This window comes from Phocaeicola sp. RTP21359st1_B8_RTP21360_211022 (genome assembly GCF_040911965.1).
GTDB lineage: Bacteria > Bacteroidota > Bacteroidia > Bacteroidales > Bacteroidaceae > Phocaeicola > Phocaeicola vulgatus.
The window spans coordinates 26537-53465 of record NZ_JBDFXP010000015.1 but is presented as its reverse complement, the minus strand read 5'-3'; the positions used below and the strand labels follow the sequence as shown (position 1 = coordinate 53465).

General features: G+C 40.8%; 25 protein-coding genes and 1 tRNA gene. 8 read left to right on the top strand and 18 right to left on the bottom strand.

Annotated elements, in window-relative coordinates:
• Nucleotides 1–74: 74 nt before the first annotated feature.
• Entirely contained in the window at nucleotides 75–2579 is a 2505-nt protein-coding gene (locus AB5062_RS09800; RefSeq protein ID WP_057280878.1) for an endonuclease MutS2, read from the bottom strand.
• A 148-nt stretch (nucleotides 2580–2727) separates the two neighbouring features.
• Between AB5062_RS09800 and AB5062_RS09795 the strand changes: the two genes are divergently transcribed.
• The 4 genes from AB5062_RS09795 (at nucleotide 2728) to AB5062_RS09780 (ending at nucleotide 5036) form a co-directional block, all read left to right on the top strand.
• A tRNA-Ser gene (locus AB5062_RS09795) sits at nucleotides 2728–2812 on the top strand.
• Nucleotides 2813–3139: 327 nt separating this feature from the next.
• Nucleotides 3140–4345 (top strand): macrolide efflux MFS transporter Mef(En2), encoded by a 1206-nt coding sequence (mef(En2), locus tag AB5062_RS09790; RefSeq protein WP_005924254.1) that lies wholly within the window; start codon nucleotides 3140–3142, stop codon nucleotides 4343–4345.
• 24 nt (nucleotides 4346–4369) lie between these two features.
• Nucleotides 4370–4882 (top strand): lincosamide nucleotidyltransferase Lnu(AN2), encoded by a 513-nt coding sequence (gene lnu(AN2), locus AB5062_RS09785; RefSeq protein WP_004308783.1) that lies wholly within the window; start codon nucleotides 4370–4372, stop codon nucleotides 4880–4882.
• A 10-nt stretch (nucleotides 4883–4892) separates the two neighbouring features.
• Nucleotides 4893–5036 (top strand): hypothetical protein, encoded by a 144-nt coding sequence (locus AB5062_RS09780; RefSeq protein WP_004308782.1) that lies wholly within the window; start codon nucleotides 4893–4895, stop codon nucleotides 5034–5036.
• A 292-nt stretch (nucleotides 5037–5328) separates the two neighbouring features.
• Here the strand turns inward: AB5062_RS09780 and AB5062_RS09775 are convergent, their stop codons facing one another.
• The 10 genes from AB5062_RS09775 to AB5062_RS09730 form a co-directional block, all read right to left on the bottom strand.
• Nucleotides 5329–5682, bottom strand: coding sequence for a nuclear transport factor 2 family protein (locus AB5062_RS09775; RefSeq protein ID WP_004308780.1), 354 nt, complete (start codon nucleotides 5680–5682; stop codon nucleotides 5329–5331).
• A gap of 88 nt (nucleotides 5683–5770) precedes the next feature.
• A complete protein-coding gene (locus AB5062_RS09770; protein ID WP_005924248.1) occupies nucleotides 5771–7174 on the bottom strand; it encodes a hypothetical protein in 1404 nt (467 codons plus the stop codon).
• Between the two features lie 211 nt (nucleotides 7175–7385).
• Nucleotides 7386–8342, bottom strand: coding sequence for a toprim domain-containing protein (locus tag AB5062_RS09765; protein WP_004308778.1), 957 nt, complete (start codon nucleotides 8340–8342; stop codon nucleotides 7386–7388).
• Between the two features lie 212 nt (nucleotides 8343–8554).
• Entirely contained in the window at nucleotides 8555–9631 is a 1077-nt protein-coding gene (locus AB5062_RS09760) for an AAA family ATPase (RefSeq protein WP_008766855.1), read from the bottom strand.
• A 14-nt stretch (nucleotides 9632–9645) separates the two neighbouring features.
• Nucleotides 9646–9954, bottom strand: a complete 309-nt coding sequence (locus AB5062_RS09755; RefSeq protein WP_004308776.1) for a DUF3853 family protein — start codon at nucleotides 9952–9954, stop codon at nucleotides 9646–9648.
• Nucleotides 9955–10178: 224 nt separating this feature from the next.
• Nucleotides 10179–11222 (bottom strand): hypothetical protein, encoded by a 1044-nt coding sequence (locus AB5062_RS09750; RefSeq protein ID WP_004308775.1) that lies wholly within the window; start codon nucleotides 11220–11222, stop codon nucleotides 10179–10181.
• An 8-nt stretch (nucleotides 11223–11230) separates the two neighbouring features.
• Complete coding sequence (locus AB5062_RS09745; RefSeq protein ID WP_005924237.1) at nucleotides 11231–12526, bottom strand: YhcG family protein; 1296 nt, start codon at nucleotides 12524–12526, stop codon at nucleotides 11231–11233.
• A gap of 63 nt (nucleotides 12527–12589) precedes the next feature.
• Nucleotides 12590–13873, bottom strand: a complete 1284-nt coding sequence (locus tag AB5062_RS09740; protein WP_004308773.1) for a site-specific integrase — start codon at nucleotides 13871–13873, stop codon at nucleotides 12590–12592.
• Nucleotides 13874–14767: 894 nt separating this feature from the next.
• Nucleotides 14768–15211 carry a PH domain-containing protein gene (locus AB5062_RS09735; RefSeq protein WP_005847401.1) on the bottom strand — a complete coding sequence of 148 codons (444 nt, stop codon included), beginning with the start codon at nucleotides 15209–15211 and terminating at the stop codon, nucleotides 14768–14770.
• Between the two features lie 168 nt (nucleotides 15212–15379).
• Entirely contained in the window at nucleotides 15380–15814 is a 435-nt protein-coding gene (locus AB5062_RS09730; protein ID WP_005847403.1) for a hypothetical protein, read from the bottom strand.
• 530 nt (nucleotides 15815–16344) lie between these two features.
• On the opposite strand from AB5062_RS09730, the gene AB5062_RS09725 reads away from it, so the two are divergent.
• Nucleotides 16345–16908: a Crp/Fnr family transcriptional regulator gene (locus AB5062_RS09725; protein WP_005848304.1), complete on the top strand. Its 564-nt coding sequence runs from the start codon at nucleotides 16345–16347 to the stop codon at nucleotides 16906–16908.
• Between the two features lie 117 nt (nucleotides 16909–17025).
• Nucleotides 17026–18177 (top strand): acyltransferase, encoded by a 1152-nt coding sequence (locus AB5062_RS09720; RefSeq protein WP_008670498.1) that lies wholly within the window; start codon nucleotides 17026–17028, stop codon nucleotides 18175–18177.
• Between the two features lie 172 nt (nucleotides 18178–18349).
• Here the strand turns inward: AB5062_RS09720 and AB5062_RS09715 are convergent, their stop codons facing one another.
• Both AB5062_RS09715 and AB5062_RS09710 read right to left on the bottom strand, forming a co-directional pair.
• Entirely contained in the window at nucleotides 18350–18775 is a 426-nt protein-coding gene (locus tag AB5062_RS09715) for a Fur family transcriptional regulator (protein WP_005847410.1), read from the bottom strand.
• A 13-nt stretch (nucleotides 18776–18788) separates the two neighbouring features.
• The gene (locus AB5062_RS09710; protein ID WP_008670499.1) at nucleotides 18789–20507 is read right to left on the bottom strand and encodes a heavy metal translocating P-type ATPase; all 1719 of its coding nucleotides are present in this window, start codon (nucleotides 20505–20507) and stop codon (nucleotides 18789–18791) included.
• 97 nt (nucleotides 20508–20604) lie between these two features.
• Here AB5062_RS09710 and AB5062_RS09705 point away from each other — a divergent pair, with 97 nt between their 5' ends.
• On the top strand, nucleotides 20605–21423 hold the full coding sequence (locus AB5062_RS09705) for an alpha/beta hydrolase family protein (RefSeq protein ID WP_008670500.1): 819 nt from the start codon (nucleotides 20605–20607) through the stop codon (nucleotides 21421–21423).
• Between the two features lie 4 nt (nucleotides 21424–21427).
• Nucleotides 21428–22186, top strand: coding sequence for an SDR family oxidoreductase (locus AB5062_RS09700; RefSeq protein WP_005848295.1), 759 nt, complete (start codon nucleotides 21428–21430; stop codon nucleotides 22184–22186).
• A gap of 95 nt (nucleotides 22187–22281) precedes the next feature.
• Here the strand turns inward: AB5062_RS09700 and AB5062_RS09695 are convergent, their stop codons facing one another.
• The 5 genes from AB5062_RS09695 to AB5062_RS09675 form a co-directional block, all read right to left on the bottom strand.
• Nucleotides 22282–22530: a cyclomaltodextrinase C-terminal domain-containing protein gene (locus AB5062_RS09695; RefSeq protein ID WP_005848293.1), complete on the bottom strand. Its 249-nt coding sequence runs from the start codon at nucleotides 22528–22530 to the stop codon at nucleotides 22282–22284.
• A gap of 174 nt (nucleotides 22531–22704) precedes the next feature.
• A complete protein-coding gene (locus tag AB5062_RS09690) occupies nucleotides 22705–23865 on the bottom strand; it encodes a sodium ion-translocating decarboxylase subunit beta (RefSeq protein ID WP_005848291.1) in 1161 nt (386 codons plus the stop codon).
• A 1-nt stretch (nucleotide 23866) separates the two neighbouring features.
• Nucleotides 23867–24298: a biotin/lipoyl-containing protein gene (locus tag AB5062_RS09685; protein ID WP_005848289.1), complete on the bottom strand. Its 432-nt coding sequence runs from the start codon at nucleotides 24296–24298 to the stop codon at nucleotides 23867–23869.
• A gap of 23 nt (nucleotides 24299–24321) precedes the next feature.
• On the bottom strand, nucleotides 24322–25251 hold the full coding sequence (locus AB5062_RS09680) for an OadG family transporter subunit (RefSeq protein ID WP_005847425.1): 930 nt from the start codon (nucleotides 25249–25251) through the stop codon (nucleotides 24322–24324).
• A gap of 27 nt (nucleotides 25252–25278) precedes the next feature.
• Nucleotides 25279–26832, bottom strand: coding sequence for an acyl-CoA carboxylase subunit beta (locus AB5062_RS09675; RefSeq protein ID WP_005847426.1), 1554 nt, complete (start codon nucleotides 26830–26832; stop codon nucleotides 25279–25281).
• Nucleotides 26833–26929: the final 97 nt, after the last annotated feature.

The window sequence follows — 26929 nt, the reverse complement described above, 5'->3', positions numbered from 1 at the left end:
CTTTTAATTTTCTCTAATTTTAGTGCGAATATAGAGAAAATTAATTAAAAACAGCCTCTTATTCTATTAAAATATTATTTTAAGTCTACTACAGTAATACCTGCCCCACCAAATTGTACGTGTTCGTCTTGATAGTGTGCTACTCCTGGAACACTTCCCAAATAGCTGCGAATCAGGGTGCGCAGTATGCCTGTACCTGTTCCGTGAAGGATACGTACACGGTCTATTCCCAATAGTATGGCATCATCGATAAAATAAGTTACTGCCTGTATCGCTTCATCGCCACGCATACCGCGTACATCAATATCTTGTTTGAAATTTAGTTTCTTTTCATATACCCGATCTTGTGTTTCACTGCTGACGAAGGTACTTTTTACCATTGTTTTCTGGGTGGGCTGTATTGGTGTGCTACGTTCCAGCTTATCCAGTTTTACATTGGTTTTTATCATTCCGAACATAACTATTGCATTTTTGCCATTAATTCCTAGTACTTCTCCGACACTGGATTGACCTTTGATCTTTACAGTGCTACTTACAGTGATAGGCTGTTCTTTGGGTATTGACAGTTGGGAAGATTCCGTCTTGGCTTTATCCTTTTTGTTTTTTTTCCGCTCTTGTTTTTCACGGAGTTTTTCCATTTTCCGGATGATTTCATCTTCCTTGTTCTTTTTCTCGATATCTTCTATCTGATTTTTAAAATCAGTCAGTTCCTGACGTGCCGATTGTGTACGTTCTTTGTCGGCTTGTGCTTCCTTGATGATACGGATGGTATTTTCAATTCGGGCATTTGATTCCTGTATCAATCTTTCCGCATCTTCTTTGGCCTTTCGCAAAATCTCTTTACGACTTTTCTCCAGTTCCTGTAGTTCTTCTTCGTATTTGGCGATGGTTTCTTCCATCTGTTTTTCTCGTTTGCGGATGTTCTGACGCTTGGTTTCCCAATAACGTTTGTCACGTACGATATCTTGTAGATATTTATCAGCATTGATATATTCACTCCCTACAATTTCGGATGCGTCGGCTATTACTTCTTCCGGTAAACCTATTTTCCTAGCTATTTCTACTGCAAATGAACTTCCCGGATTTCCTATTTGTAATTGGAATAAAGCTTGCATTAAATGCCTGTCATATAACATGGCACCATTAACCACTCCTTCGTGATCTTCGGCAAAATGTTTCAAATTTTGATAATGAGTGGTGATAACGCCGAATGTGCCCTTTTCATTGAAACGTTTCAACACAGCTTCAGCTATGGCTCCTCCAATTTGTGGTTCTGTACCTCCGCCGAATTCATCAATGAGGATAAGGCTGCGTTCGTTACAGCTTTTCATCATTGTTTTCATGTTGGTAAGGTGTGAGGAGTAGGTACTCAGATCGTCTTCGATACTTTGTTCGTCACCTATGTCTATAAAGATACTGCCGAATAATCCGGCATGGCTACGTTCATGCATCGGAACCGGCATACCACATTGTAACATATATTGTAGTAATCCCACAGTCTTCAGACAAACGGATTTACCTCCGGCATTCGGTCCGGATATAATTAGAATGCGTTGATTTTTAGTTAGTTCTATATCTAGAGGAACAACCTTTTTATTATGCTTGGCCAGCGAGAGTTGCAATAGTGGGTGTATGGCCATGGTCCAGTCCAAAATCTGTTTGTCTTCCAATGATGGTTTGGTGGCGTTCGTCTGAATGGAAAAATGGGCTTTGGCACGGATGAAATCAATTTCTGCCAAAAATTCGTATGACTGGAGGATGGCGGGGACCTGTGGGCGGATTATGATAGAGAAATCTGTCAGGATACGGATGATTTCCCGGCGTTCTTCTCCTTCCAATTCCCGTATTCTATTGTTTGCTTCCACTACTTCGGCCGGTTCTATGAAAACTGTTTTGCCGGTGGATGATTCATCGTGTACAATTCCCTTGATTTTCCGTTTTAATCCCGGTGCGACAGGGATGACGAGTCTTCCGTCACGCATGGTAGGAGTTACATCTTTATCAACATAACCTTCTGCTTGAGCGTTGCGTAGAATTGCATTCAAACTGCGTGATATGCTTCCGGCTGTCGAGGCCAACTCTCTGCGGATGCGTAATAATTCGGAAGAAGCATTGTCTTTGATTTTTCCGAATTTGTCTAAGATGTTGTTAATACGCGTGATGAGTTGAGGAAACACGATAATATCTCCTGCCAGTTTTTGTAGGGCAGGGTAGGGGGAGTTTTCTTGTTCTTCGTCATTCGGGGTCAGTGTCAGAAAATGGATGATATCACGAATTGTTTCTAAAGAACGGCGTAAATCAAACAGTTCTTGCTCATCCAAATACATACCTTCTACGCGGATACGTTTTAGTGATGGTCGTACATCAAAAAAATATTGGTCGGGAAAACTGTCTTCCTCTTGTATGATGCGCATGAATTCCATCACCTGTTCCAGCCATTCATTAATATCCTTAAAGGATTCTGAGAAGTTCATTTCATCTACTCTTTCTTGACCTAATGTGCTGAGACATTTCTCTTTTAGTAAATGACGGATGGAATCGAAACCTATTTTCTGTTCGAAATTCTGAGGGTATATCATGATTTATTTCTTTCGTTTATTATTCGTATGCAAAAATACGATTTGAAAATTTTATAGCAAAAAAACTGGTAAACTATTTGCTTATTTAAAATAAAGTCGTACCTTTGCAGCGATTTCAACGGAAAGTACTTTTGAAAAAAGAAGTCTTGGAGAGGTGGCAGAGTGGTCGATTGCGGCGGTCTTGAAAACCGTTGTACTGCGAGGTACCCGGGGTTCGAATCCCTGTCTCTCCGCAACAAACGCTGAAAATCAGCAGATTGCAAAACAAACACCCAGTTTTACACCCAAGAATGTAAAGTCTGGTGTTTTTGTTTTATTTAAGATAATACAACCACTACATAATAAAAGAGTAGCGATATTAAAAGAATCCGATGAGAAAAGACTAATATTTATCTATCCATTCACTTTGATTTTTCAGGACTTTACATCGTCCTGAAAGTATTTGTTATTGTATTCCAACGTCAGGAGTGGATTATAATACAAGTTTTTTGTGTGGATAGAATTTCGTTTTGCTTAATGTACGAAAGTACTTATCTATAAACGCATGAAATATTAGCACAATGAATCATTGGAAATCAACTTTGGCCGTGATAGGAATAGGCCAACTCATATCTATTTTAACAAGTACGATTGTTGGCTTCTCCATTATTTTTTGGATTAGCAACGAATTTAAATCCCCGACAGCTTTATCTCTGGCTATTTTAGCTGGATTTTTACCACAATTTGTATTAGGCTTGTTTACCGGGGTCTATGTTGACAGATGGAATCGAAAGAAAACGATGTTTTATTCGGACTTGTTCATCGCGTTCTGTACCCTATGTCTTTTTATTGTGATAACCAAGGGTTATAAAGACCTTTCTTTTTTTTATCTATTGACTGCTTGTCGTTCAATAGGCAGTACGTTTCATGCACCTGCTTTACAGGCAAGCATCCCTCTACTGGTTCCCAAGCACCATCTTGTCAGGGTATCAGGTTTGTACCATTCCATTCAATCCTTCAGTGAGGTGATAGCTCCCGTTGTAGGGGCAAGCCTCGTTGTTTGGCTTCCCATACAGTATATTCTGCTCATAGATGTGATCGGAGCTGTTGCTGCTTGTCTGACCTTACTTTGTGTCCAGATTCCTTCTCTTCAAAAAACGAAAGTTCTTCCAGATTTCAAAAAAGAACTGACGGAATGTTGGCATACCTTGCGGCGTACAATGGGCATTTTGCCTTTATTCGTATGCTTTACGCTGGTGACTTTTGTCCTTATGCCTGTTTTTACGTTATTTCCTTTTATGACGCTTCTGCATTTCAACGGAAACATTTTGCAAATGGGAGTTGTGGAAATGGGTTGGGGCTCAGGGGCATTGTTGGGCGGTTTAGTACTTGCCTGTAAGGCTTTGAAAAGCAAGCAAACATTAGTGATGCATACGGCTTATGTGATATTGGGATTGTATCTGATTAGCGCCAGTTATTTACCATCAAGCGCATTTATAGGTTTTGTTTGCCTAACATTTACAGGAGGCATAGCCTATTCCATTTACCATGCGCTTTTCATCGCTATTATTCAGCAGAACTTGGCTTCGGACATGCTTGGACGGACTTTTTCTCTCATCTTTAGTTTGAGTACCTTTCCATCAATGCTGGGTATCGTAGCTTCAGGATATTGGGTGGAAGCATGGGGTATCACATCCGTCTTTATGATCAGCGGATGGGTTATCTTTCTGATTGGAGTGGGTGCAAATTTTATTTCTTCAATCAAGCAGTTGGATAATTACGCATAGTATTATTTATTAAAGAATTATTATATGACAAAGAAAGAACACACTACGATTACAGAGTTATTTCAAGTTTTGGACTTGTTGGAAAGCCTGGACATGCAGTTTTGGTTGGATGGAGGCTGGGGAGTGGATGTCTTGTACGGACAGCAAACCCGCTTGCATAGAGATATTGACATTGATTTTGATGCCAATTATACAGACCAACTCCTTGATCTTTTGCAGGAGAGAGGATATCAAATTGAAACAAATTGGTTGCCCACCCGTGTGGAACTGTATAGCAAAGAATTAGGCTATATTGATATCCATCCTTTTGTCTTGAATGCGGACGGCACTTCCAAACAAGCCGACTTGGATGGAGGCTGGTATGAATTTCAACCGGACTATTTTGGAACAGCAGTCTTTGAAGGCAGAAGCATCCCTTGCATTTCTGCAAAAGGGCAACAAGTATTCCATTCGGGCTACGATTTAAGAGAGAAGGATATTCACGATTTATCTATAATTAAACAATGTATAACAACAATGAGCCTAACAATTAGATAAGAACAAGAAAATGACAGAAAAACAAATTGTCTGGTATATCTTACTTACAGAAGTAAAGATAGACAGTGACACCCAGTCTGTCACATCCCTGAGTGTAGCTCCATTGGCAGTCTTGCCGGAATTCCAGCGTAAGGGAATTGGGGGGGGATGTTGATTCAGTAAGCCCATCAGAGGGCAGCACTTTTGGGTTACGGCACAGCAGTCGTATTGGGGCATAAAGAGTATTATCCTCGATTTGGCTATCGCAAGGCTATCGATTTAGGAATTGAATTTCCTTTCGAAGTCTCTCATGAATATTGCATGGTGGCTGAATTAATACCTGGAGCTACTGAGAATGTGAAAGGTATGGTTTGTTATCCAACTGACTTTAAATAGTTTAACAAGTAAAATTCATTATATAACTCGGACTGGGTATTTCAATTTCCCAGTCCGTATTCTGATAGTACTTATTCAATTGGAAGATTGTGTTGCTTCAAGAATGAAAGTTTATCCCAATACCCTCTTTGAAAGACGATTTTGTTATCTTTTACATGAAAAAATCCGCATCCACGAAGTCCAAGAGAGTCTTTCCATTCCATGATAGCCCATTCGCCATCTTCAAAAATATTTTCCACCATACAAACCATTTTAGCAGTGGCAAATTCATTCACAAACATTTTGTAGATTGATTCTTTACCTATTATTGGTTCGTTTGCGACTTGATGATTTACTGCATTAGTAGCATACAGCTCTGCTATATGATAAGCATCTGCTTTGTTAAAGCAATCTATCCATTTTTCCAAAACTTCTTTAGGCTTCATTTTTTATAAATTCTTAGGATTTTGATTCTGTAATAAAAACAATCTGTTTGGATGCATAGATACTTGATTTTATTAATAATAGGCTATTCTATATTCTAAATCCTCTGGATTTTTGCTCTCTCTGCACCGAGTTACGTAGATTCTGCTGTAACTTTTCCCATTGTTCCTTAAACCATTGTACTATGGGTTGTCGGTTTATGGTCAGCATAAGCTTACCACTATCCATCGGATGTTTCTCAACCCTAAAAATATCATTCTTGATGTCAAATTTCCACCTGTGTTCTTCGGAATAAATTTTGCCACTACATTGTATGGATTCTTTCTTTGTCAAGAGGTTTTCTATCATGTCTTTGGTAAACCCGATAACAGCGCATAATTTTTCCATTCTCAACATCTCTTTGAACATGGGAAACCATTTGTGGGCTTTTTCAAGCAAGGTGCTCAATCGTGATATTTCCTTGTCTTTGGCTTCAAGTTCTTGATTATGTATTCTTTGAAGATTACGAATTTGTCTGCTATGCTGTTCCTGTATTTGTTGTATCTGAATTTTTAATTCATCAGTAGCTTTGTCCCGTTTGGTAATTTCCTGATGTAGCTGCTCGATGTGATGTTCCAGTTCTTTCAGCTTACCGCTTCCGAAAAGAGAACCTACACCGCTTGCTATGGCGGTAGCAGCATTGGTGGCTGTTTTCTTTAGTTTGTCCGTGCGTATCTCTGCTTTTACCTGTTTGAGTTCCTGTTCGGCAAGGCTTACTTGTTGTTCCTTGTGTCGCTTGGTTTCCTCTATACGTTGCAGTTCGGCTTTCTGCTTCTCAATGATGAAATCATTTCGTTCCAGATGCTCTTTACCTGTGACAGCTTTTGCCTGTCCACGTTCCATCAGGAGAATATCGGAAGCAAGGGTCTGCATGGTTGCCATATCCTCGTCATTGAGCTTTCGGCTCTTTCCAGTTTCATGGTTCATCCAGTCGAATACGACATGAGCATGATAATTTGGTTTGAACCATCTGTTACCGACTTGGAAGCTCTCCTTGTCTTCTGCTTCCGGCTGACCGTTCAGCCAATGCCCTTCGTCTTTATGCAGGAAAATCTGTAGCGGAGTGATGCCCCAGCGTCTTTGGCACTCTTCACCGAATTTGCGTACATCAGCCAGTGTGGTGTCCGGTCTGATAAGCAATACTCCTTCACGGATGGGTGAGCATCCCGCCACCTTGATAATCTTTCCATTCTTTCCCTTGCGTTCCCTTTCCTTTTCCTGCATGGCACGTTCGGTCTTTTCCTTGACCATTTGCTTGATATTGTCATAATGAGTTCGCAGTTCGGGAGTGCCGAAGTCGGGATTTATCCACTGTTCGTTATCGGTGGAAAGTTCGGGAATGACATAGATTCTGGACTCCCCGATATTACGCATATACTCGGCAGTCCTTCGGTTGTGTGCCTCGCTCGATGCGATGTTGCAAGGCTTGATATGTATGCTTGATTTTGTTGCCATAGCTTCTTTCCTTTGTTTACAATTGATTTACTTTGCTCGCTTTCGCAGAGGGGTTCTTAGGGGTAACCCATAAGCGGAGATTGCAAAGAGAGGGTCACTCTTTGCTCGGGGTTCTCAGGGGTGAAACGCCCTGAGTGGGTCATTAGGGCAAAGCCCTAATCCCCTCGGGAGAGCCCACAACTACGAAAGCGAAGCGTGTAGTTATAGTGGGCTATAACTGGAAGCCGTTCTTCTTTTCCGGTGATTGGCTGCGCACCCCTTTGGCGGACTGGAGCTGCCTTTTTCTTTCAATCTGTTTCTGTAAGTATTCGTTCAAGTCCTTGCATCCTCTGTAAATCTGCGAAGCGTCCCGGATGTACCGCTCTCTGCCGTATTCCATGCGGATTTGCCGGAGTGCTTCCAGTCCTGCATGGTCGTTGTCGAAAAAGCAGTGGATGCGTTCGTAATTGCCCAACGGATAGAGAGCCTTGTTTACATTCGATACGGAGTTCAATACAATGTAGTCCTGCCCGTCCAATTCCGGATAATTTGGGCAGCTCTCTTGTCTCAATGTCAAAAAGGAGAGGTAGTCCATAAATCCCTCGAACACATAACAGGTATTCCTCGCTTTTCCCGACTGCCTGATGTGGGAGATTTCCTTTGGGGCGATGCAGCCCTTGAAATAGCGGTTGCGGATTTCATATCCACACGAACCATTGGGAAAGGCGATGGCAAAGTACCGCTTGCCGTTGTGAGTGAAACGTGCTTCACTACATTCTCTTTTCGCCAGTTTTATGTTAATTCCTCTACCTTGTAAGTAGGCAAGCAGGGCAGTAGATGACAGCGGAACAATCTCCAACTGTTGGAAGCTCGGCTCGGAAGAGTTTTGCTTTCCAAAAGAGAAAGATACCGGGCGCACGTGCGGTGTCTGCTCTGCTATCCGTTTCAAGATGTAAGGTACATGGTCGGTAGCGTACAGGTGTGCAGCCAGTTCTATGATACCACCACCTTTACCCAAACCGAAGTCATACCATTGTTCACGTTCGGTATTTACCTTGAACGAGGCTTCGGCTTCTTCCCTTAACGGTGATTTATACCACAGATTGACACCTTGTTGCTTGACGGGAGAATATCCTAAACTATGCAGATAATCCGCTATTCTGATTTGCTTGGCTGTCTGTATATCCATAAAATGATTGTTTTAGTAGTTGGTGAATTGGTTTATTTTTCTTTTTGCCCGTACCTTTTTAGGAAGTACGGTCTATAATCACTTCACTAAATTCTCGTATATATAGGATACGGTAATAAAGTGAAGTGATTTAGTCCCATTCCCCAAGCACTTCACTATATTCCTAATATATACACCCCGAGAATAAAGTGAAGTGATTGCAGGGAAATGGGCTAATAGTGGAAGTCAGGCATGAATGTGTATTTTCTGCCTGTCTCCTGCACTATCATCCGTTTGTTGCGGAGCATGGTGATGAGCGATACCGCCTTTTTATGGTTCAACTTTACACCCACTGACATATAGGTCTTGATTAAGGCATCTTCCAGTTCCTTGTAGCCGTATTCCTCTTTCAGCCCGAAAACGGCTTCCAATGCGATACGGTGCTGCTGCTCGGTGATATGCCTGTAAGGGTCGAACTTCTCTTCTTCGGGTCTTCCCGGCTTCTTTGTTTCAGGTTTGTATCCCTCAATGAGTTCGGGAAGGGCTTTGTCGTTGATACGGAATGCGAAAGGCTCAAAGTCCATTGCCCGGATGTGAATGGCTGAAACATGGCTGATGTCACCGTTGCCCTTGTCCTTTTCTACCTGCAATACGGTTTCCGCCTTGTTGTTCAACTCCGTACCAATGTGCCCTCTTGCGTTCTCATCCCCTTTGTTCTGATGCAGTATCGTATGGATATGTATCTGCCTGTCGTCCGTCCACTGCATCAGCTTGGATATGATGCGTGTTGATTCACTGGGGCTGTTGATGTCATACACCATATCCCGTATGCCGTCTATAATTACAAGACCGATTTCGGGTGTATTGTAAATAGCCTGTTCCACAATCCTGATACGCTGCTCAGGCGTGTATTTTCTTAAGGCAAGAAATTCAAGATTCTCATTGTCCCTATCATCTGGCAAACCAGCCATTCGCAAAATGCGCGTCATGACTTTCAGACAATGGTAAGGGCTTTGCTCTGTATCAACATAAAGCACTTTCCGCTTATCTTCAGGCAGTTCAGCCACATACCGCAGCACTGTGCCGTTCTTCAATGCAGCGGCTACGATAGCCGATACATTGAACGTTTTTTTACTTTTGGCTTTGCCGATGGATGCGCTGAAATTACCCAATGTCCCAATGACAGAATCATGTACTTTAAGGATTTCAGGTGCTTTCTCATAACTTTTCGACAGGCTCAAACGTGAGGCTTGCCAAAGGATTATGGCTTCTTCAGCCGATATTTCCTTAGTCTCTTTCATATAGTCCATAGCCATGCCTCCCGTTATTTCCGTCCTCCTGTTTTCTTTCCAGCCAGTTCAAGGGCAAGCTCAACATCCACGATAATCTTACGTCCTATCTGAGTGATTGCCTTGTCAATCTTTCCGCTTTTCTTGATACGGTTGGCGGTGGGTAGGCTGCACCCGAACAGTTTGGCTATGCCCAGTATTCCGTACACATATTTTCTTTCTGTGTCTGTAATGGGCTGTGGCTGCGTTTCCGTTTGACGGGAAGCGTGCTTACTTAGGAATATGAACTCTTCACCTGTCATCTGCCAGACGGGTTTTGATAATAATTCTTGAAGATTTTTCATCGTTCAATCTATTTAGTCGTTTAACAATCAGCCCTGCGCACTGGCTGTTATCTCTGTTCTCGAACGATGCAAAATTAGGTAGGGTTGTAAGTGGTAAGGATGTGGTTGATATAAATGGAATATCTTGTTATTTATCTGAATATCAGATAATAAAAATACCACTCAAAAATTTAATTTGAGTGGTAAAAGTGGTTGTTTCGTAAAATGTCAGGGCATATCACAGATTATCGGAATATACCATCCATTTCTTTGGCAAATTTCCGGTTGCTGTCACTGGGGAAATCGGAAACAGGCTCTTTGTACTTTGACTTGTAGTAGCTTTCCTCAATATCCAATATTTTCAGGATATTCCTCTTCCAATTCTCCCTGTCCTGTTTGGGCAGTTTTTCGCTCATCAGGAATATCAGATAGCAGGTACGTATTTTTTCTCTCGGTCTGATTTGGGGTTTGGTGTCGCTTGGTAGCAGGTTCATGCAGGTATAGAAATCATGTTCGGAAATATTCTCGAACTGTTCTCCCACGCAGGTTACATGAATGAGCGAAAGCAGTTCCATATTGAAATACTCAGTCTGTTTCGTTCCCAGCACTTCTTCCTGTATGTTGGGGGCATTTGGTTCTTGTTCGGCTGGCTCTTCCGGCTCGTTTGTTTCATCAAATACATATTTCGCCAATGTCTCTTTGAGGTGGCAGCCCAGCCGATAGATTTCATTGAAACGGCTTTTTGCATATTGCAGGGCTTTCTCTCTGGTCTGTTTTTGCAGATCGTAGAGTTCGGTCAGCTTGTTTTTTTTCTCCTCGTATTCATCTTTGCACCGTTCATATTCCATTTCCGCACGCTTTTCATCCTCTGCAGTGTGTTCCCGATAACCTATGGAATCGTATCGGTGGTATGCTTCGTTTAGCGGAGCATGGAGCTTGGTCGTCTTGTATTGCTGTTCTTCTATGGCTTCTTTATAGATTTCTGAAACTCGGAAGCAGATATTGTAAACGGTCTGTTCATCCGGCATACATCCTTTCTTGTAATAACTTATGTTTTCGCATACTTCCTTTTTCAGGCTATTCAGAATCAGTGTGTATTGCTCCTGTGGAAGATGAAACACCAGTTCAAGAATGGCTGTTTCAAGAACCGTTACATCATTGTAGTCCAGATAGAACTTGGTAATGAATTTCTGCTTTTCAAAAGAGAAACCTTTATTATCAAACCAGTCTTTATATATTCTGTTCAATTCTCCGTATCGGGGAATCAGCGTTGTAATTACATCTTTCATGGACGCAACTATTTTTGAGTGTTATTGTCTTTGTCAAGGAAAGAGGCCAGTTCTTCTTCCACTTCTTCCACGCTGGGCAACGCTGATTTCAGTTTCTCGGGAATCGCTTTGCTCAATTGGTAATCGCTGATGCCGATGGGCTGGTCATAGCCTGTCAATGCGTATTGTGCCACAACTTCGTCTTTTCCCTTGCATAGCAACAACCCGATAGTCTTGTTGTCATTCTCTCCCCTCAGTTTATCATCCACCACATTGATGTAGAAGTTCAGTTGTCCTGCATACTCCGGTTTGAATGGGGTAGCCTTTAATTCTACCACGATATATGCGTGCAACGGAATGGAATATAGAATCAGGTCGGCAAAGAAATCGCTGTTTCCGACTTGGAAGTGCTTCTGCCGGGCAACGAAGGCAAAACCGTTGCCCATTTCCAACAGGTAGCGGGTAACGTGTTTCACCAGCTGTTCTTCAATATCCCTTTCGTCTGCTTTTTCTTTGGCTCCTGCCAAATCAAAGATGTACGGGTCTTTGAGTAGGTAATTGGCAAGGTCGCTTTGTGGAGCCGGAAGTGTGGTCGTGAAATTGTTTACCTTGTTGTTGCTGATTTGTCGGCTATACAAATCACTGTCAATTTGCATTTTCAATACATTGCTGCTCCATCCTATTTCCACAGACTGCTTCATGTACCAGTAGCTTAGACCTAAAGGTAGCGAACTGTCAAGTATAGTCATTTGGCTTGTCCAGTTTATTTTGGCTATAGGAGAGGTCAAGAAAACTTCTTCTATTTCCCTGATTCCCATCCTGTAAATGGCAGACACGGTTTTTCCCACATCTTCAAATTGCGCAGGAACTTCCTGCGTAATTGCTAATGATTGACAATCAATCGATTGTATTTGCGCAGTAAGTTCCTGCGTAAATTGCTTGTCATTCAGTTTTAATACTTCATTGGTCACACTCTGTATGGTTGGGACAGACAGGCTTGCATCTGTTTCTATGAAACTTTGCAACGCTCTTAAAGGATATGCTTTTGCAAACTGGCACATATAGGTAAGGTTACGTTCCGAATAGCCTTTCTTTTCAGGGTAATGCAGTCGGATAGCCTTTGCCAACTGCTTGATGATTTTGCTTCCCCATCCGTGCAGCTGCTGGTGATAAAGGATGTAATTGCCTATCTTCCAGTAATGGAACAGCATTTGTGCATTGGCTGCAACAATCAGCCTTACTTGTGCCTGTTCTATTTCCGAACCGACCGCTTGTATGAATGTATCAAAATTCGTTTTCTCTATGTTGGATTCCTTGTTGCTCATATTGTGATGATAATTTCTACAAATATAGTCATTGGTAACTATCTATGAAACTGTTTGATACTTTTATAGTTGATTAAACTTGTTCATGGCATTTGCCTTAATATCATCCGCTATGTCAATGTAGGGTTTCATAGCTTTGTAGTCGCTGTGTCCCGTCCATTTCATGACCACCTGTGCCGGGATTCCGAGAGCCAGCGCATTGCAGATGAATGTCCTTCTTCCTGCATGGGTACTGAGCAAAGCGTATTTGGGTGTGACTTCATCAATACGTTCATTTCCCTTGTAGTAGGTTTCCCGTACAGGCTCGTTGATTTCTGCCAGTTCGCCCAGCTCTTTCAGGTAATCGTTCATCTTCTGGTTGCTGATGACGGGCAGAGCCATGTAATTCTCGAAATGGATGTCCTTGTATTTGTCCAGTATGGCTTTGCTGTATTTGTTCAGTTCAATCGTCAGGCTGTCGGCAGTCTTGACTGTGGTTATTTCGATGTGGTCGGACTTCACATCGCTTCTTTTCAGATTGCGAACATCCGAATACCGCAAACTCGTAAAGCAGCAGAACAGGAAAACATCACGCACACGTTCCAGGTATTGCTTATCCTTGGGTATCTGGTAGTCTTTCAGCTTGTTCAGTTCATCCCAAGTCAGGAAGATTACTTTTTTCGAGGTGGTTTTCAGTTTCGGTTTGAACGTATCGTATGCAATGTTCTGATGATGTCCTTTCTTGAAGCTCCAGCGCAGGAACCATTTGAGGAATCCCATTTGCTTGCCGATGGTGCTGTTTCTCATATCCTTGGTGTCACGCAGGAAGTTGACGTATTCGTTCAATCCAAACTCGTTGAAATAGTTGAACGTTGCATCCTCCTTGAACTCTTTGAGGTGGTTCCTCACTGCTGCAAATTTTTCATAGGTGGATGCCGTCCAGTTATTCTGGTTACCGCACTCTTTTACAAACTCATCGAACACCTCCCAAAAGCTGACAGGGGCTTCTTCCGGCTGTTCTTCGCTGGTGTCTTTCATTCTCATGTTGAAAGCTTCCTTCAACTGTTGGGTCGTTGGCATGACCTCCTGCACCTCAAATTCCTTGAAAATATTCTGGATTTCGGCATAGTATTTCAGCAAGTCCGTATTGATTTCGGCTGCACTTTGCTTTAGCTTGTTGGTACATCCGTTCTTTACCCGCTGCTTATCTGCATCCCATTTGGCTACGTCAATCCGGTAGCCCGTTGTAAACTCGATGCGTTGGCTGGCAAAGATGACACGCATACGGATGGGTACGTTCTCTACGATTGGCACACCGTTCTTTTTCCGGCTCTCCAATGCAAAAATGATGTTGCGCTTGATATTCATAATTGGGTGCGTTTGAAATTCTACACCCAAATATACACCCAATTATTGAGATAGCAAAAGACATTTAGAAACATTTACTTTTACTCTATATTGTAATTTACACTTGATTATCAGTCGTTTGCAGTTTTATGATATTCTGTGAAAGTATAAGTTCGAGAGCCTGTCTCTCCGCTGGAAAGAATTACAAAACAAAGAAAATCCCCTGTAAATTAATACTTTACGGGGGATTTTTTGTTTTTGGTGCATGGCAAATAAGCATATCACTTGCAACGGACTTTACTTTTATAAAGATCATTTTGTTTTCTGATAAATTTCCGGAAGTGTCTTTGACGTATTATCTTTTTCATTAGAAAGTTCGGGAGCATTTATGCCCTCATGCCCTCACTGTATGTATAATGGGTTTATTATGAATGACTTATATGATAATAGTAAAAAAAATTGCTCTCACTTATACTCTCATGCCCTCACTACGTTTTGAAGTTGATTTTCACATAATATGCTTGCTGTCAGCTATATATCCTTTTTTATAGACAGTTCCTGCCTGGTATAAAGTAGGGCGTTTTCAAGCCTTTTCCTCGTAAGAAATGCGCATGAAAGAGGAAACTTCCACGAAATGATAGCTTACGGATTCGCGGCAGCGGTAAAAAAGAACAAGACATTTTAAAAAAAGCTCTTGTTCTTTTAAAAAAAGGCGGTTATCTTTTTTAAAAAGCTCTTGATCTTTTTTTAAAACGCCCTTGTCTTTGATATGGAATTTTATTCTGGACTGAGGCATTTTACATATACATACGCATAAGCTCGTACGTACGTAGGTATAGCCTTGTATGGATGTATGTGCAAAAGCGTGTTTATACCCGTTCTCTTTGTATTTCTTTAAATGCTTTTCACTTATTCTTATTGAATTTGTGCATTGATTTCGTTTCTGAACTTTATAGGATTGGTGATAAAGTCAAATTTGTTGGTGACCCCGCCTGTAGTAACTACAATAGAACCAAAACCGAGCATACGTCCCATGAGGCTTTGATTAATCCGTATTCCTTCGCATTTGTTTAAAACCAATTCAAGGGCATCCCGGTTTAAAATACCGGATTTTAGAATGACTTTCTTGTTTGTGACAACATATTCAGCTCCCATCTTAAGAAGAATTCTTTTTATCAATTGGAATAATCCTGACAACAATAGAAATATGCTGACATAATAGAATAATCCGGTTTGTGCGGAAGAAAAGAAGGCGCTTAATAATAGTAGTATTACCGGATATGCAAATATATACCAGTGAATATCTGCTTTGTATTTAATTTCTTCACCAGCTTGTAGATTGTTTTGGATATAGCTCATCGTTTTTGTAAATTAATAAATTGCATAATTTTATTATCAAGAGACAAATATACAAATAATCAGAATGGTATGAAATAAATCTAGATTTATTTTAAGGCTGAAACTTAAAATAAAAACAATTCTTACTTGTTCTTATTCTTGTCAATCTCTCTCTTATTATCAAATGTTTTATTCTTGTACTTGCTGTTTCAAGAATTTGTAATCCTTATAATTTTTTCCTCTCTTTATTCGGAAAGTTAGTTTATGCCATTCATCTTTTGTTAGGGGGATATCCACGTTCATGCAAAAATAGCAGGTTTCGTAGCCAATAAGAGGAGAAATCCATATTTTTCCTATACATTCTTTCTTGCCGGAGTTGGAATAATATAAAAGACAGCGTACTCTTCTTATTTGTATGCTGTCTTCATTGCATACTTTGACCTCTATACGTTTACCTTTTCCGATGTTGTAGAATTGGGGAGCAGACATTTTTATTTTGTTTAAAATACTATCTTTATCATTTACACTGACTACGACGAACTTCTCTATATTGTTTGGCGATTGGGAGAAAGTGCTTTTTGTGGCAAACAACAATATTAAAAGTAATGTTATAATTTTTTTCATGTGATTGGACTTGTTGGTTAAAGCAGTAGCAGATTATTAATTAAGAATTTATTCTTCCGATAATAAATACTTCATACTGCAAAGTAAATGTTTTTTGTTTTAAGGGTTATAATTGTTAAAATGCAAAAATAGCCTGCATCCGCTAATCTGTCAAGGGCTGTTTTTCATAAAAAATGTTCAATTCTTTGGTATTTCTTTGGGGTTTTCTTGGTATGAAATTTCTGATAGATTATATGAAAAGTGATTTGGAGGCTATTGAAATACTTTTAGAGTTGGTGCATTAAGCGATGGGATGTTTTAAAAGTCTGGTTGGCATTTTAATGCTTTATCTTTGTAATTTGAACAAAAAGTAATAAATAAAAGAGGTATATGGACATTCTTGTATGGAGTGGTCTTGGAAACTCCGATTATTTGGAAAAATGATGTCGTTTTCCAATATATATTTGTACTTTTGGCTGAAAAGAAAAAAAAGGTATATCCCGTGTTTATATCGGGTGTGTTTATATGTATTTTAAATGGACTACGGTTTTATGACAAACATTATAGATAATATGCTCTCTTTGTGTCCGGTTTCTGAAGATACGATACAAGAACTGAAAAAATGTATGATTTTATGTCGTTTCCCTAAGAAATATCAGTTAATAAAGGAGAATACATTTTGTAAATCAGCTTATTTCATAGAAAAAGGAATGACACGTTCTTTCTGGCTTGTAAATGGAGAAGAAATAACAACCTCCTTTTCATGGGAAGGAGGTATTGTTTTCAGTATGGACGAGTTGTACTATAATAAGCCGAGCGAGGAATTTGTGGAAACGCTTGAAGATGTAGTTGTTTACAAAATATCATTAGCTGATTTAACCAGACTGTTTCAGACTAATATTGAATTGGCTAATTGGGGGAGGATTATTCATCAAAATGAGTACAGGCGTTTGCATCGTTCTCACAAAGAACGGCTGACTTTGCCAGCAAAGGAAAGATATGAGGAGTTTAAACAACAGTTTCCTCAGATATGCCAACGGGTGAAGTTAAGGTATATTGCATCTTATTTGGGTATAACACTTCCCACACTTAGTCGTCTCCGAGCTAAGAAATAATTTATGTATTGCTGATTTTTTGTCATAGGACAAATTTAAAAGCCTTTAAGTTGTGTAACTTTGCAGCATTATTAGTAACAGTTAAAAAGAATCAATTATTAAATCTATTAATTTATTATGGAAAAAATCTCTTCTGCAGCATTTACTGATACAAAGCCTCATTATGATCTTCTTGATGGATTGAGAGGAGTTGCTGCTCTTATGGTAATATGGTATCATGTATTTGAAGGTTTTGCTTTTGCTAGTGCCGGCAATATCGAAACTCTCAACCACGGGTATCTTGCTGTGGATTTCTTTTTTATTCTTTCGGGGTTTGTTATCGGTTATGCGTATGATGACCGTTGGGGGAAGAATTTCACTATGAAAGACTTTTTCAAACGCCGTTTGATCCGTCTTCATCCGATGGTAATTATGGGTGCTGTTTTGGGAGCTATTACGTTCTGTATTCAGGGTTGTGTGCAATGGGATGGAACGCATGTCGCTATTTCCATGATTATGTTGTCTTTACTTTGTACAATATTCTTTATTCCTGCCATGCCGGGTGTGGGATATGAAGTTCGTGGTAATGGTGAGATGTTTCCGTTGAACGGACCTTGCTGGTCCCTGTTTTTTGAGTATATAGGTAATATTCTTTATGCGTTGTTCATTCGTCGGTTATCTAATAAAGCATTGGCTGTGCTGGTTGTGATGCTGGGTATGGCATTAGCGTCATTCGCTGTTTTCAATGTGTCTGGTTATGGGAATATGGGAGTGGGATGGACACTCGACGGAGTGAATTTTTTAGGTGGAACTTTGCGTATGCTTTTCCCATTTTCATTGGGTATGTTGATGTCGCGTAACTTCAAGCCTATGAAGGTGAATGGGGCGTTTTGGATATGTACTATTATACTGATTGCGCTGTTCTCGGTTCCTTATCTGGAAGGATTGGAGCCGATTTGCATGAATGGTATTTATGAAGCTTTTTGTGTAATTGTGGTTTTTCCTTTTCTTGTGTGGCTGGGGGCGTCGGGTACTACTACGGATAAGCAGTCTACAAAGATATGCAAGTTCTTGGGAGATATATCCTATCCGGTTTATGTAGTACATTATCCGTTGATGTATTTGTTCTACGCATGGTTGATTGAGAATAAACTTTATACATTGGGAGAAACTTGGTATGTAGCTGTGGGTGTTTTTGTTTTGAGTGTCATTTTGGCTTGCCTGTGTCTGAAACTGTATGATGAGCCTGTGAGAAAATGGCTGACTAAGAAGTTTCTTGCTCCCAAATAAAAATACTGTATTTCTTGATTGATGTTCATTAAAAGGGCGGATACTATATAAGAAAATATTACAGCTTTGAATAACAGACAATTAGATGAATGGCATCCGATCAGTAAATTCGGATGCCTGCATTGGATTATATCAACTGGGCTTTGGGGTTGATTTCCTTTTCTGGCAATAGTTATATATGCTGATGAGAGCATTCCGAACATAGACCTTTCAGGACATAATTGATACTTTGTACGGTGAATCCGGGAGGTAGTGTCACGATGGGCACGTGGATACTTTTCATACAAAACGTGCGGTGACAGTTCTCACAGTAGAAGTGAGTGTGGAGGTCGTCTACCTCACAATTGCAATCATTGCTGCAAACTGCATATTTTAACGATCCTGTACCGTCATCAATGCCATGAATCAGATGATGGGCTAAAAAAAGGGTTATGGTGCGGTAGATGGTTGATTTGTCTACCGTATCCAATTCGTTTTCCAAATCCAACAGTGAAAATGCTTCTTTGTGCTGCATCATGGTTTTTAGAATAAGCAGACGTATGGCTGTCGGTTTGATTTCCCGCTGTTCCAGTTTTTTTAAATAGATTGTTTCATTCATAGGTCAAATCATTTTATTCTTTCCATTTCTGTATTCTCATTGCATTAAAAATGGCGAGTAAAGCTACGCCTACATCTGCAAATATGGCTTCCCACATAGTGGCCATTCCGCCGGCTCCCAATAGCAATACTAACAATTTCACTCCGAATGCCATTGATATATTTTGCCATACGATGCGATGGGTCTGTTTCCCTATTTTTATAGCTTCCGCCACTTTACTGGGTTGGTCTGTTTGTATCACTACATCCGCAGTTTCTATAGCAGCGTCACATCCTAGGCCACCCATGGCAATCCCAACATCGCTGAGTGCCAGTACGGGAGTATCATTGATACCGTCTCCTACAAAAGCTACACGATTTTCAGAATTTGCTTTTAATTGTTCTAAATGTGCTACCTTACCTTCGGGTAGCAAATCGCCGAAAGCCTGTGTGACACCTATCTTTTCGGCTAAATTAGAAACAATTGTCTGTTTGTCTCCCGATAATATTTGAATATTATTAATATTTAAGTCTTTCAGTTCGCGGATGGCTTGTACAGCATCTGGTTTTGGTGTATCCGCCAATGAAAGATATCCCAAATATTTGTTTTCCATTGCACATAACACGATTGTTTCTGTCATGTCGCTGATTTCATAGGGAAAAGAGATGCCGTATTTTGATAATAACCGTGCATTTCCTACATATACTTCTTTACCGTTTGTTACGGCTTTTATTCCATATCCGGCAAATTCGGTTATTTTCAGTGACGAGTTAAGGGATATATTTTGTTCTTCTGCATATTTGACAATGGCTTTTGCGATAGGATGATTGCTGAAACTCTCTATAGAGGCGATAAGTTGAAGCAGTTCTTTTTGCGAAACACCTTCGGCTGCCGATATTGCCTGGACACTGAATACACCTTGGGTGAGTGTTCCGGTTTTATCGAATACTACGGTGTTTATTTGGGTTATGGCATCTAGATAATTACCCCCTTTGAAAAGAATCCCTTTGTGAGATGCGGCACCAATACCTCCAAAGTATCCTAATGGAATGCTGACCACTAATGCGCAAGGACATGATATGACTAGGAATACTAAAGCCCGATAGAACCAATCATCAAAAACAAAAATGAATTCAGGTTTTATCAGAGAGTATAAATAGGGGAGTATGACAACTAGTATTGCCAGTCCTGTCACTATCGGTGTATAAATTCGTGCAAAACGGCGGATAAATAATTCGGCAGGGGCTTTTCTTTCTGCTGCATCTTGTACTAAAGTGAGGATACGTGCTAACGTACTTTGATCATACGGTTTGTTTACTTTGATCCGTACCACTTTATCTGAAGCGATCATTCCTGCTAAAACTTCTTCTTGTTTATATAGAGTCCGGGGAACACTTTCTCCGGTTAGGGCGGTCGTATTAAATGAAGCGGAATCTTCCAGTAAAAATCCGTCTAGAGGTACTTTTTCTCCAACTTTTACTTCAATGGTTTCTCCTGGCTGTACTTTTTCCGGTACTGTTATTTTATATGTGTTGTTATATATTACAGTGGCTGTTTCGGGACGTACATCCAATAATGCTTTGATGTCGCTGCGTGCTTTGTGTACAGCTTTGTGTTGGAACCATTCACCTATGAGATAGAACAGAATAACGGCAATACCTTCCCAGTATTCTCCTAGATAGAATGCTCCTGATACAGCTATTCCCATTAAAGTGAATTCATTGAAAACTGATTCTAATTTTATTTTTTTCATTGTTTCTTTTTATTTATGACAACAAAGATAGCGGAAAGAAGATGCAACTAAATTGCAAATTATATTGTACCTTTACATCGGGTAATTTTTTATATACATGAAAAAACGATATTGGGCTTTTTTGATAGGAAGCTGCTGTTTGTCTGTAGGAATGCAGGCAGCTAAGGTGGATACTTTGTCGGTACATAGCGATGCAATGAATAAAGAGGTTCAGGTAATTACCATCTGTCCGGATAAAGCCATGGCAGGTGAAAAATGTCCCGTACTTTATCTGCTTCACGGATATGGGGGCAATGCGGGAACATGGCTCGGGATAAAACCGGAATTACCTCGGATAGCTGATAAGGAAGGAATCATTTTTGTTTGTCCGGACGGGAAGAACAGTTGGTATTGGGACAGCCCTTTGAACAAGGAGTACCGTTATGAAACATTCGTGTCAAAAGAATTGGTGAACTATATTGATAAGAATTTTACTACGAAAGCGGAGAGAGGGGGACGTGCTGTCACCGGGTTAAGTATGGGTGGTCATGGAAGTTTATGGTTATCCATCCGTCATAAAGATGTCTTTGGAGGAGGAGGTAGTATGAGTGGAGGTTTAGATATCCGTCCGTTTCCCAATAATTGGGAGATGAAGAAGCAATTAGGTGAAGAAGCGAGCAACAAGCAGAGATGGGACGAACATACGGTAATTAATCAGTTGGATAAGATAAAGAATGGTGATTTGGCTGTTATAATAGATTGCGGTTGTGATGATTTTTTTCTGGAAGTGAATAAGGCTGTACACGAAAAACTGTTGAAGAAGAAAATAAATCATGACTTTATCATCCGTCCGGGTGGGCATACAGGCAGGTATTGGAATAATGCCATAGACTATCAAATACTATTTTTCAGTAAGTTCTTTAATAAATCGAAATAATAAAATGGATAAGATTGTTTTTATCACAGGAGCTTCCAGCGGTATCGGTGCCGGATGCGCTCGCAAGTTTGCTTCACAGGGAGCAAGTTTGATTTTAAATGCCCGTAACGTAAATAAACTGAGTGCATTGAAAGAAGAATTAGAAAAGCAATATGGTGCGAAAATATATTTGCTTCCTTTTGACGTGCGCGACCGTAAAGCGGCAACGTCTGCTTTGGAATCATTGCCCAAGGAATGGCAATCCATTGATATATTGGTGAATAATGCTGGGTTGGTTATCGGTACGGATAAAGAACAGGAAGGCAGTCTGGATGAGTGGGATATTGTCATAGATACTAATATTAAGGCTTTGCTGGCAATGACACGCCTGATCGTACCGGGAATGGTGGAACGTAAACGAGGACATATTATTAATATTGGTTCTATTGCCGGAGATGCTGCTTATCCGGGAGGTAGTGTGTATTGTGCTACAAAGGCTGCTGTGAAAGCTTTATCGGATGGACTGCGTATAGATTTAGTTGATACTCCATTGAGAGTGACTAATATCAAACCGGGGCTGGTGGAAACAAATTTTTCAGTTGTTCGTTTCCGGGGAGATAAGGAAAAGGCGGATAATGTATATAAAGGCATTCGTCCATTGACGGGAGATGATATTGCGGAAACGGTTTATTTTGCAGCTTCCGTACCGGAATATATGCAGATTGCAGAAATGTTGGTTATGCCTACTAATCAAGCTACAGGGACAATTGTTTCACGTAAATAAAAGAGGTGGACAGAGATATAAATAAAGGCGGCCCTTTAATAAAAGCCGCCTTTATTCTTACTTTCTCATTTTACCTTCTTACCTTAAAAAAACAATTATAATTCAATAATCAATGATTGACGTGCACCGACTGTCATATTTTTGGTAAGGTCAATTTTTTTGCCACTGATAAGTTCTTTACCGCTTTTTGAATCATTTGTCATTATGCGGTAGTGGTCATTTGCCACCACTTGTTCGGCATCGGTGCTGTTTAGGACAATGAGTTCAGTTTTCCCAGAATTAGTACGTGCGTACATATATATTCCGTGTTGGGGAATATGGTACTTAACTGTTTTCTTTTCCATCTTCGTTTAATTTAGTTTGGTTTTACGGCGGCAAATTTATATGTTTTTCAGCATATCTTATATAACTAATCGTTCAAAAATCATAATAAATCATTCATTTCTTAATCTATATCAATAAAAAATCCTCTTCCACATATTAGTTGAAGAGGATTTTATTTATTGTTGTTCAATGAATTACATCAAGAACCCAAGTAAAATACCGGCAGCTACGGCAGAACCGATTACACCGGCTACGTTGGGACCCATGGCATGCATCAGCAAGTAGTTGGTAGGATCATATTCCAGACCGATAACCTGAGAGATACGTGCCGAGTCAGGAACAGCAGATACACCGGCATTACCGATAAGCGGATTGATTTTGTTATCCTTACCTAATACCAAGTTGAATATCTTTACGAAGATAACTCCCGAAGCGGTAGCAATGATGAATGACAATGCACCCAGCGCGAAAATCAAAATCGAATCAATGGTAAGGAATTCTGAAGCTTGCGTGGAAGCACCTACTGTCAATCCTAATAAGATGGTAATGGTATCAATCAGCGGACCGCGGGCAGTTTCTGCCAAGCGACGGGTTACACCGCTTTCTTTCAATAAGTTACCAAAGAAAAGCATACCCAATAGAGGCAGACCCGACGGAACCAGAAAACAAGTAAGCAACAAACCAATGATAGGGAACATTACTTTTTCTGTATGAGAAACGACGCGTGGTGGTTTCATACGGATCAAACGTTCGTGCTTGGTAGTGAGCAGACGCATGATAGGCGGCTGGATAACCGGTACCAATGCCATGTATGAATAGGCAGATACCGCAATAGCTCCCATCAGGTTAGGCGCCAGTTTGGATGAAAGGAAGATTGCTGTCGGACCGTCCGCACCACCGATGATGCCGATAGCACCAGCCTGCATCGGATCAAAGCCCATTGCCAATGCAATCATGTATGCACCGAAAATACCAAACTGTGCGGCAGCACCAATCAACATCAGTTTAGGATTTGAAATCAATGCCGAGAAATCCGTCATTGCACCGATACCTAAAAAGATAAGTGGTGGATACCATCCGGAGGTAACTCCTTGATATAAAATATTAAGAACAGAACCTTCCTCATAGATGCCGACTTTCAGTCCGGCTTCCATGTTGAAAGGAATATTACCGATCAAGATACCGAAACCGATAGGAATGAGCAACATCGGCTCAAATTCCTTGGCCACGGCAAGGTATATGAAGAATAAACCTATCAGGATCATTACGATATGACCAACAGTAGCATTGGCAAAACCCGTATATGTCCAAAAGTCAGCTAGGTTATTCCCTAAAAAGTTGATAAATTCTCCCATATTATTCAATAATTACAAGGTCAGTACCTTCGAGAACGGATTCTCCTTTACTTACATTGATTGCGGTGATCTTGCCGTCTTTGTCTGCATTGATGTTATTTTCCATCTTCATAGCTTCAAGGATAATGATGGTTTGCCCCTTTTTTACGGTATCACCCACATTTACCTTGATATCAAGGATTACCCCCGGCAACGGAGATTTAACGCCCGATTTACCTGTAGAAGTTGCAGCAGGCTTTACTACTGTAGCTGGTGCCGGAGCAGGGCTGGTTGATACAGGACGAACTACCGGTTTCACTACAGCTTTCGGAGCTTTTTCCATTTCCACTTTGTAAGGAGTACCGTTCACTTCAACATGAGCGATATTGTCTTCTATATCTCCAATGGCAACTTTGTATACGTTACCGTTGATCTTATATTTATATTCTTTCATCATTTTATCTTTTTATTGGTGACTTACTTTTTGTGGGGAGTTTCACGCAAGGTATAAATCTTGGAACTCCACGGTGAATAACTACGTTTTACACGGGTAATGGTAAGAACGGTTTCTTCCACGTCATGTACATCGCTTTGCATTTCATGCATGGCCATGGCGATAGCGGCGAATACTTCGCCCGGAGCTTCACCCAATTTCTTTTCTTTGGCTTCTTGCTTGTCGGTAATACCTTTTACCTTCATGGCATTGCGCTTGCTCAGGTTTACAGAAATCTTACCTACACATTTGAAGAGAATGAAAAGTAAAAGAAGACCGCAGAATACAACGCTCATAGCAGAGATGGCCATACCGATACCACTACCGTCGTGTTCTTCGAATTTTTCCATCTTTGCATGACTGTTGATAGTCTTGTTATTGGTGCTCGGAGTCACATATTTGTCTGCGCTGGAACCTTTCACCTCCCATTCATTTGCTGCGTCGCTGACACGTGCGTATGATTGGTTTGCTTGCAATGTGCCTGCCGGAACAATAATCTGATCCAATAATTTTTTGCCTGAATCATACAATCCAATCCAATTGTCGGTTGCGGCATTCAGTGTGAAATTAGTGTGGAAAGTACCGCGGTTGGGTTCGCCGTCTGCCCAGAATAAAGCGTGCTGGCGAGGTTTGACCAAAGTCAATACATCACCTTTAGGGATAAAATAAGTAGCAGTATCTCCAGGCTGGCTGCTCACCTTCAGTAAACAACCGGCAAGGTCTGCGCTACCAAATGATCTGTTGAATATTTCAATCCATGCGCTGTGTACTCCGTAGTCATCCTGGAAATTGCTCTCATTTTCAATCAGCACTTCATTCAGTACCAGCTTGGTGTTCGATTTCTGTTCTCCACAAGAACATAACCCCACCATCAGCAGCAAAGAAAGGAATATTCCTATATTTAATTTCTTCATGTTCAATTCTCAATTTTTAATTTTTAATTAAAGAGGAATATTACCATGCTTCTTAGCCGGATTGGTTAATTTCTTAGTCTGCAACTGTTGCAATGCACGGATGATGCGGAAACGGGTATTACGCGGTTCAATCACATCATCAATGTAACCATATTTGGCAGCATTGTAAGGATTGGCGAACAGCTTGGTGTATTCAGCTTCTTTTTCGGCTAGGAATGCGGCAGGATTTTCCTGTTCTTTGGCTTCGCGTGCGTATAATACTTCTACTGCACCTGCACCACCCATAACGGCGATTTCGGCAGTAGGCCATGCATAATTCATATCACCGCGAAGTTGTTTACAGCTCATTACAATGTGAGATCCGCCGTATGATTTACGCAGGGTAATTGTCACTTTGGGTACAGTCGCTTCGCCGTAAGCATACAGCAACTTGGCACCGTGGAGGATTACACCGTTGTATTCTTGTCCTGTACCCGGAAGGAATCCCGGAACATCTACCAATGAAACAAGAGGTATATTGAAAGCGTCGCAGAAACGTACAAAACGAGCACCTTTGCGTGACGCATTGCTGTCAAGCACACCCGCCAGGTATTTGGGCTGGTTGGCAACAATACCTACAGACTGGCCGTTGAAACGTGCGAAACCAATGATGATATTTTTAGCGTAGTGAGGTTGGACTTCCAAAAACTCACCATTATCTACGATGGCACTGATCACCTCATACATATCGTATGGTTTGTTGGGGCTGTCGGGGATAATTTCGTTCAAAGAGTCTTCCAGACGGTCGATAGGATCGGTACAGTCTACATAGGGAGCTTCTTCCAGATTGTTCTGAGGAATATAGCTTAACAATTTGCGGATCATGGCTAACCCTTCTTCTTCCGTCTTGGCTGTAAAATGAGTAACACCGGATTTGGTTGAATGAACGCTTGCACCACCTAAGTTTTCCTGGCTTACATCTTCACCTGTAACAGTCTTTACCACTTTCGGTCCGGTAAGGAACATATATGATGTGCCTTCCATCATCAAGGTGAAGTCTGTCAGCGCAGGAGAGTAAACAGCTCCGCCTGCACAAGGACCGAAAATACCTGAGATCTGCGGAATAACACCTGAAGCAAGAATATTGCGTTGGAAAATTTCAGCATAACCAGCCAATGCATTGATACCTTCTTGAATACGTGCGCCACCTGAGTCGTTGATACCGATACAGGGAGCACCCATTTTCATGGCTTGATCCATTACTTTGCATATTTTCAGAGACATTGTTTCTGAAAGAGAACCGGCAGAAACAGTGAAATCCTGTGCAAAGATGTAAACTAAACGTCCTTCTATGGTACCACAACCTGTTACTACACCGTCGCCCGGATAATGTTTTTTCTCCATGCCGAAATTGGTGCATCTGTGTTCCACAAACATATCCATTTCTTCGAAACTGCCCTCATCCAGCAGCATGGCTATGCGTTCGCGGGCTGTATATTTTCCTTTATCATGCTGTTTTGCAATTGCTTTATCACCTCCACCCATGCGTGCTGTAGCCCGGCGTTCGATAAGCTCTTTTATTTTTTCAAGTTGATTGCTCATTTTACTTATGATTTTACAATTTACGATTAAAAAATAATTCTATTTACGCTTGAACCAGACTAAATATACTGACTTCAATCGTGAATAGTCAGATCTC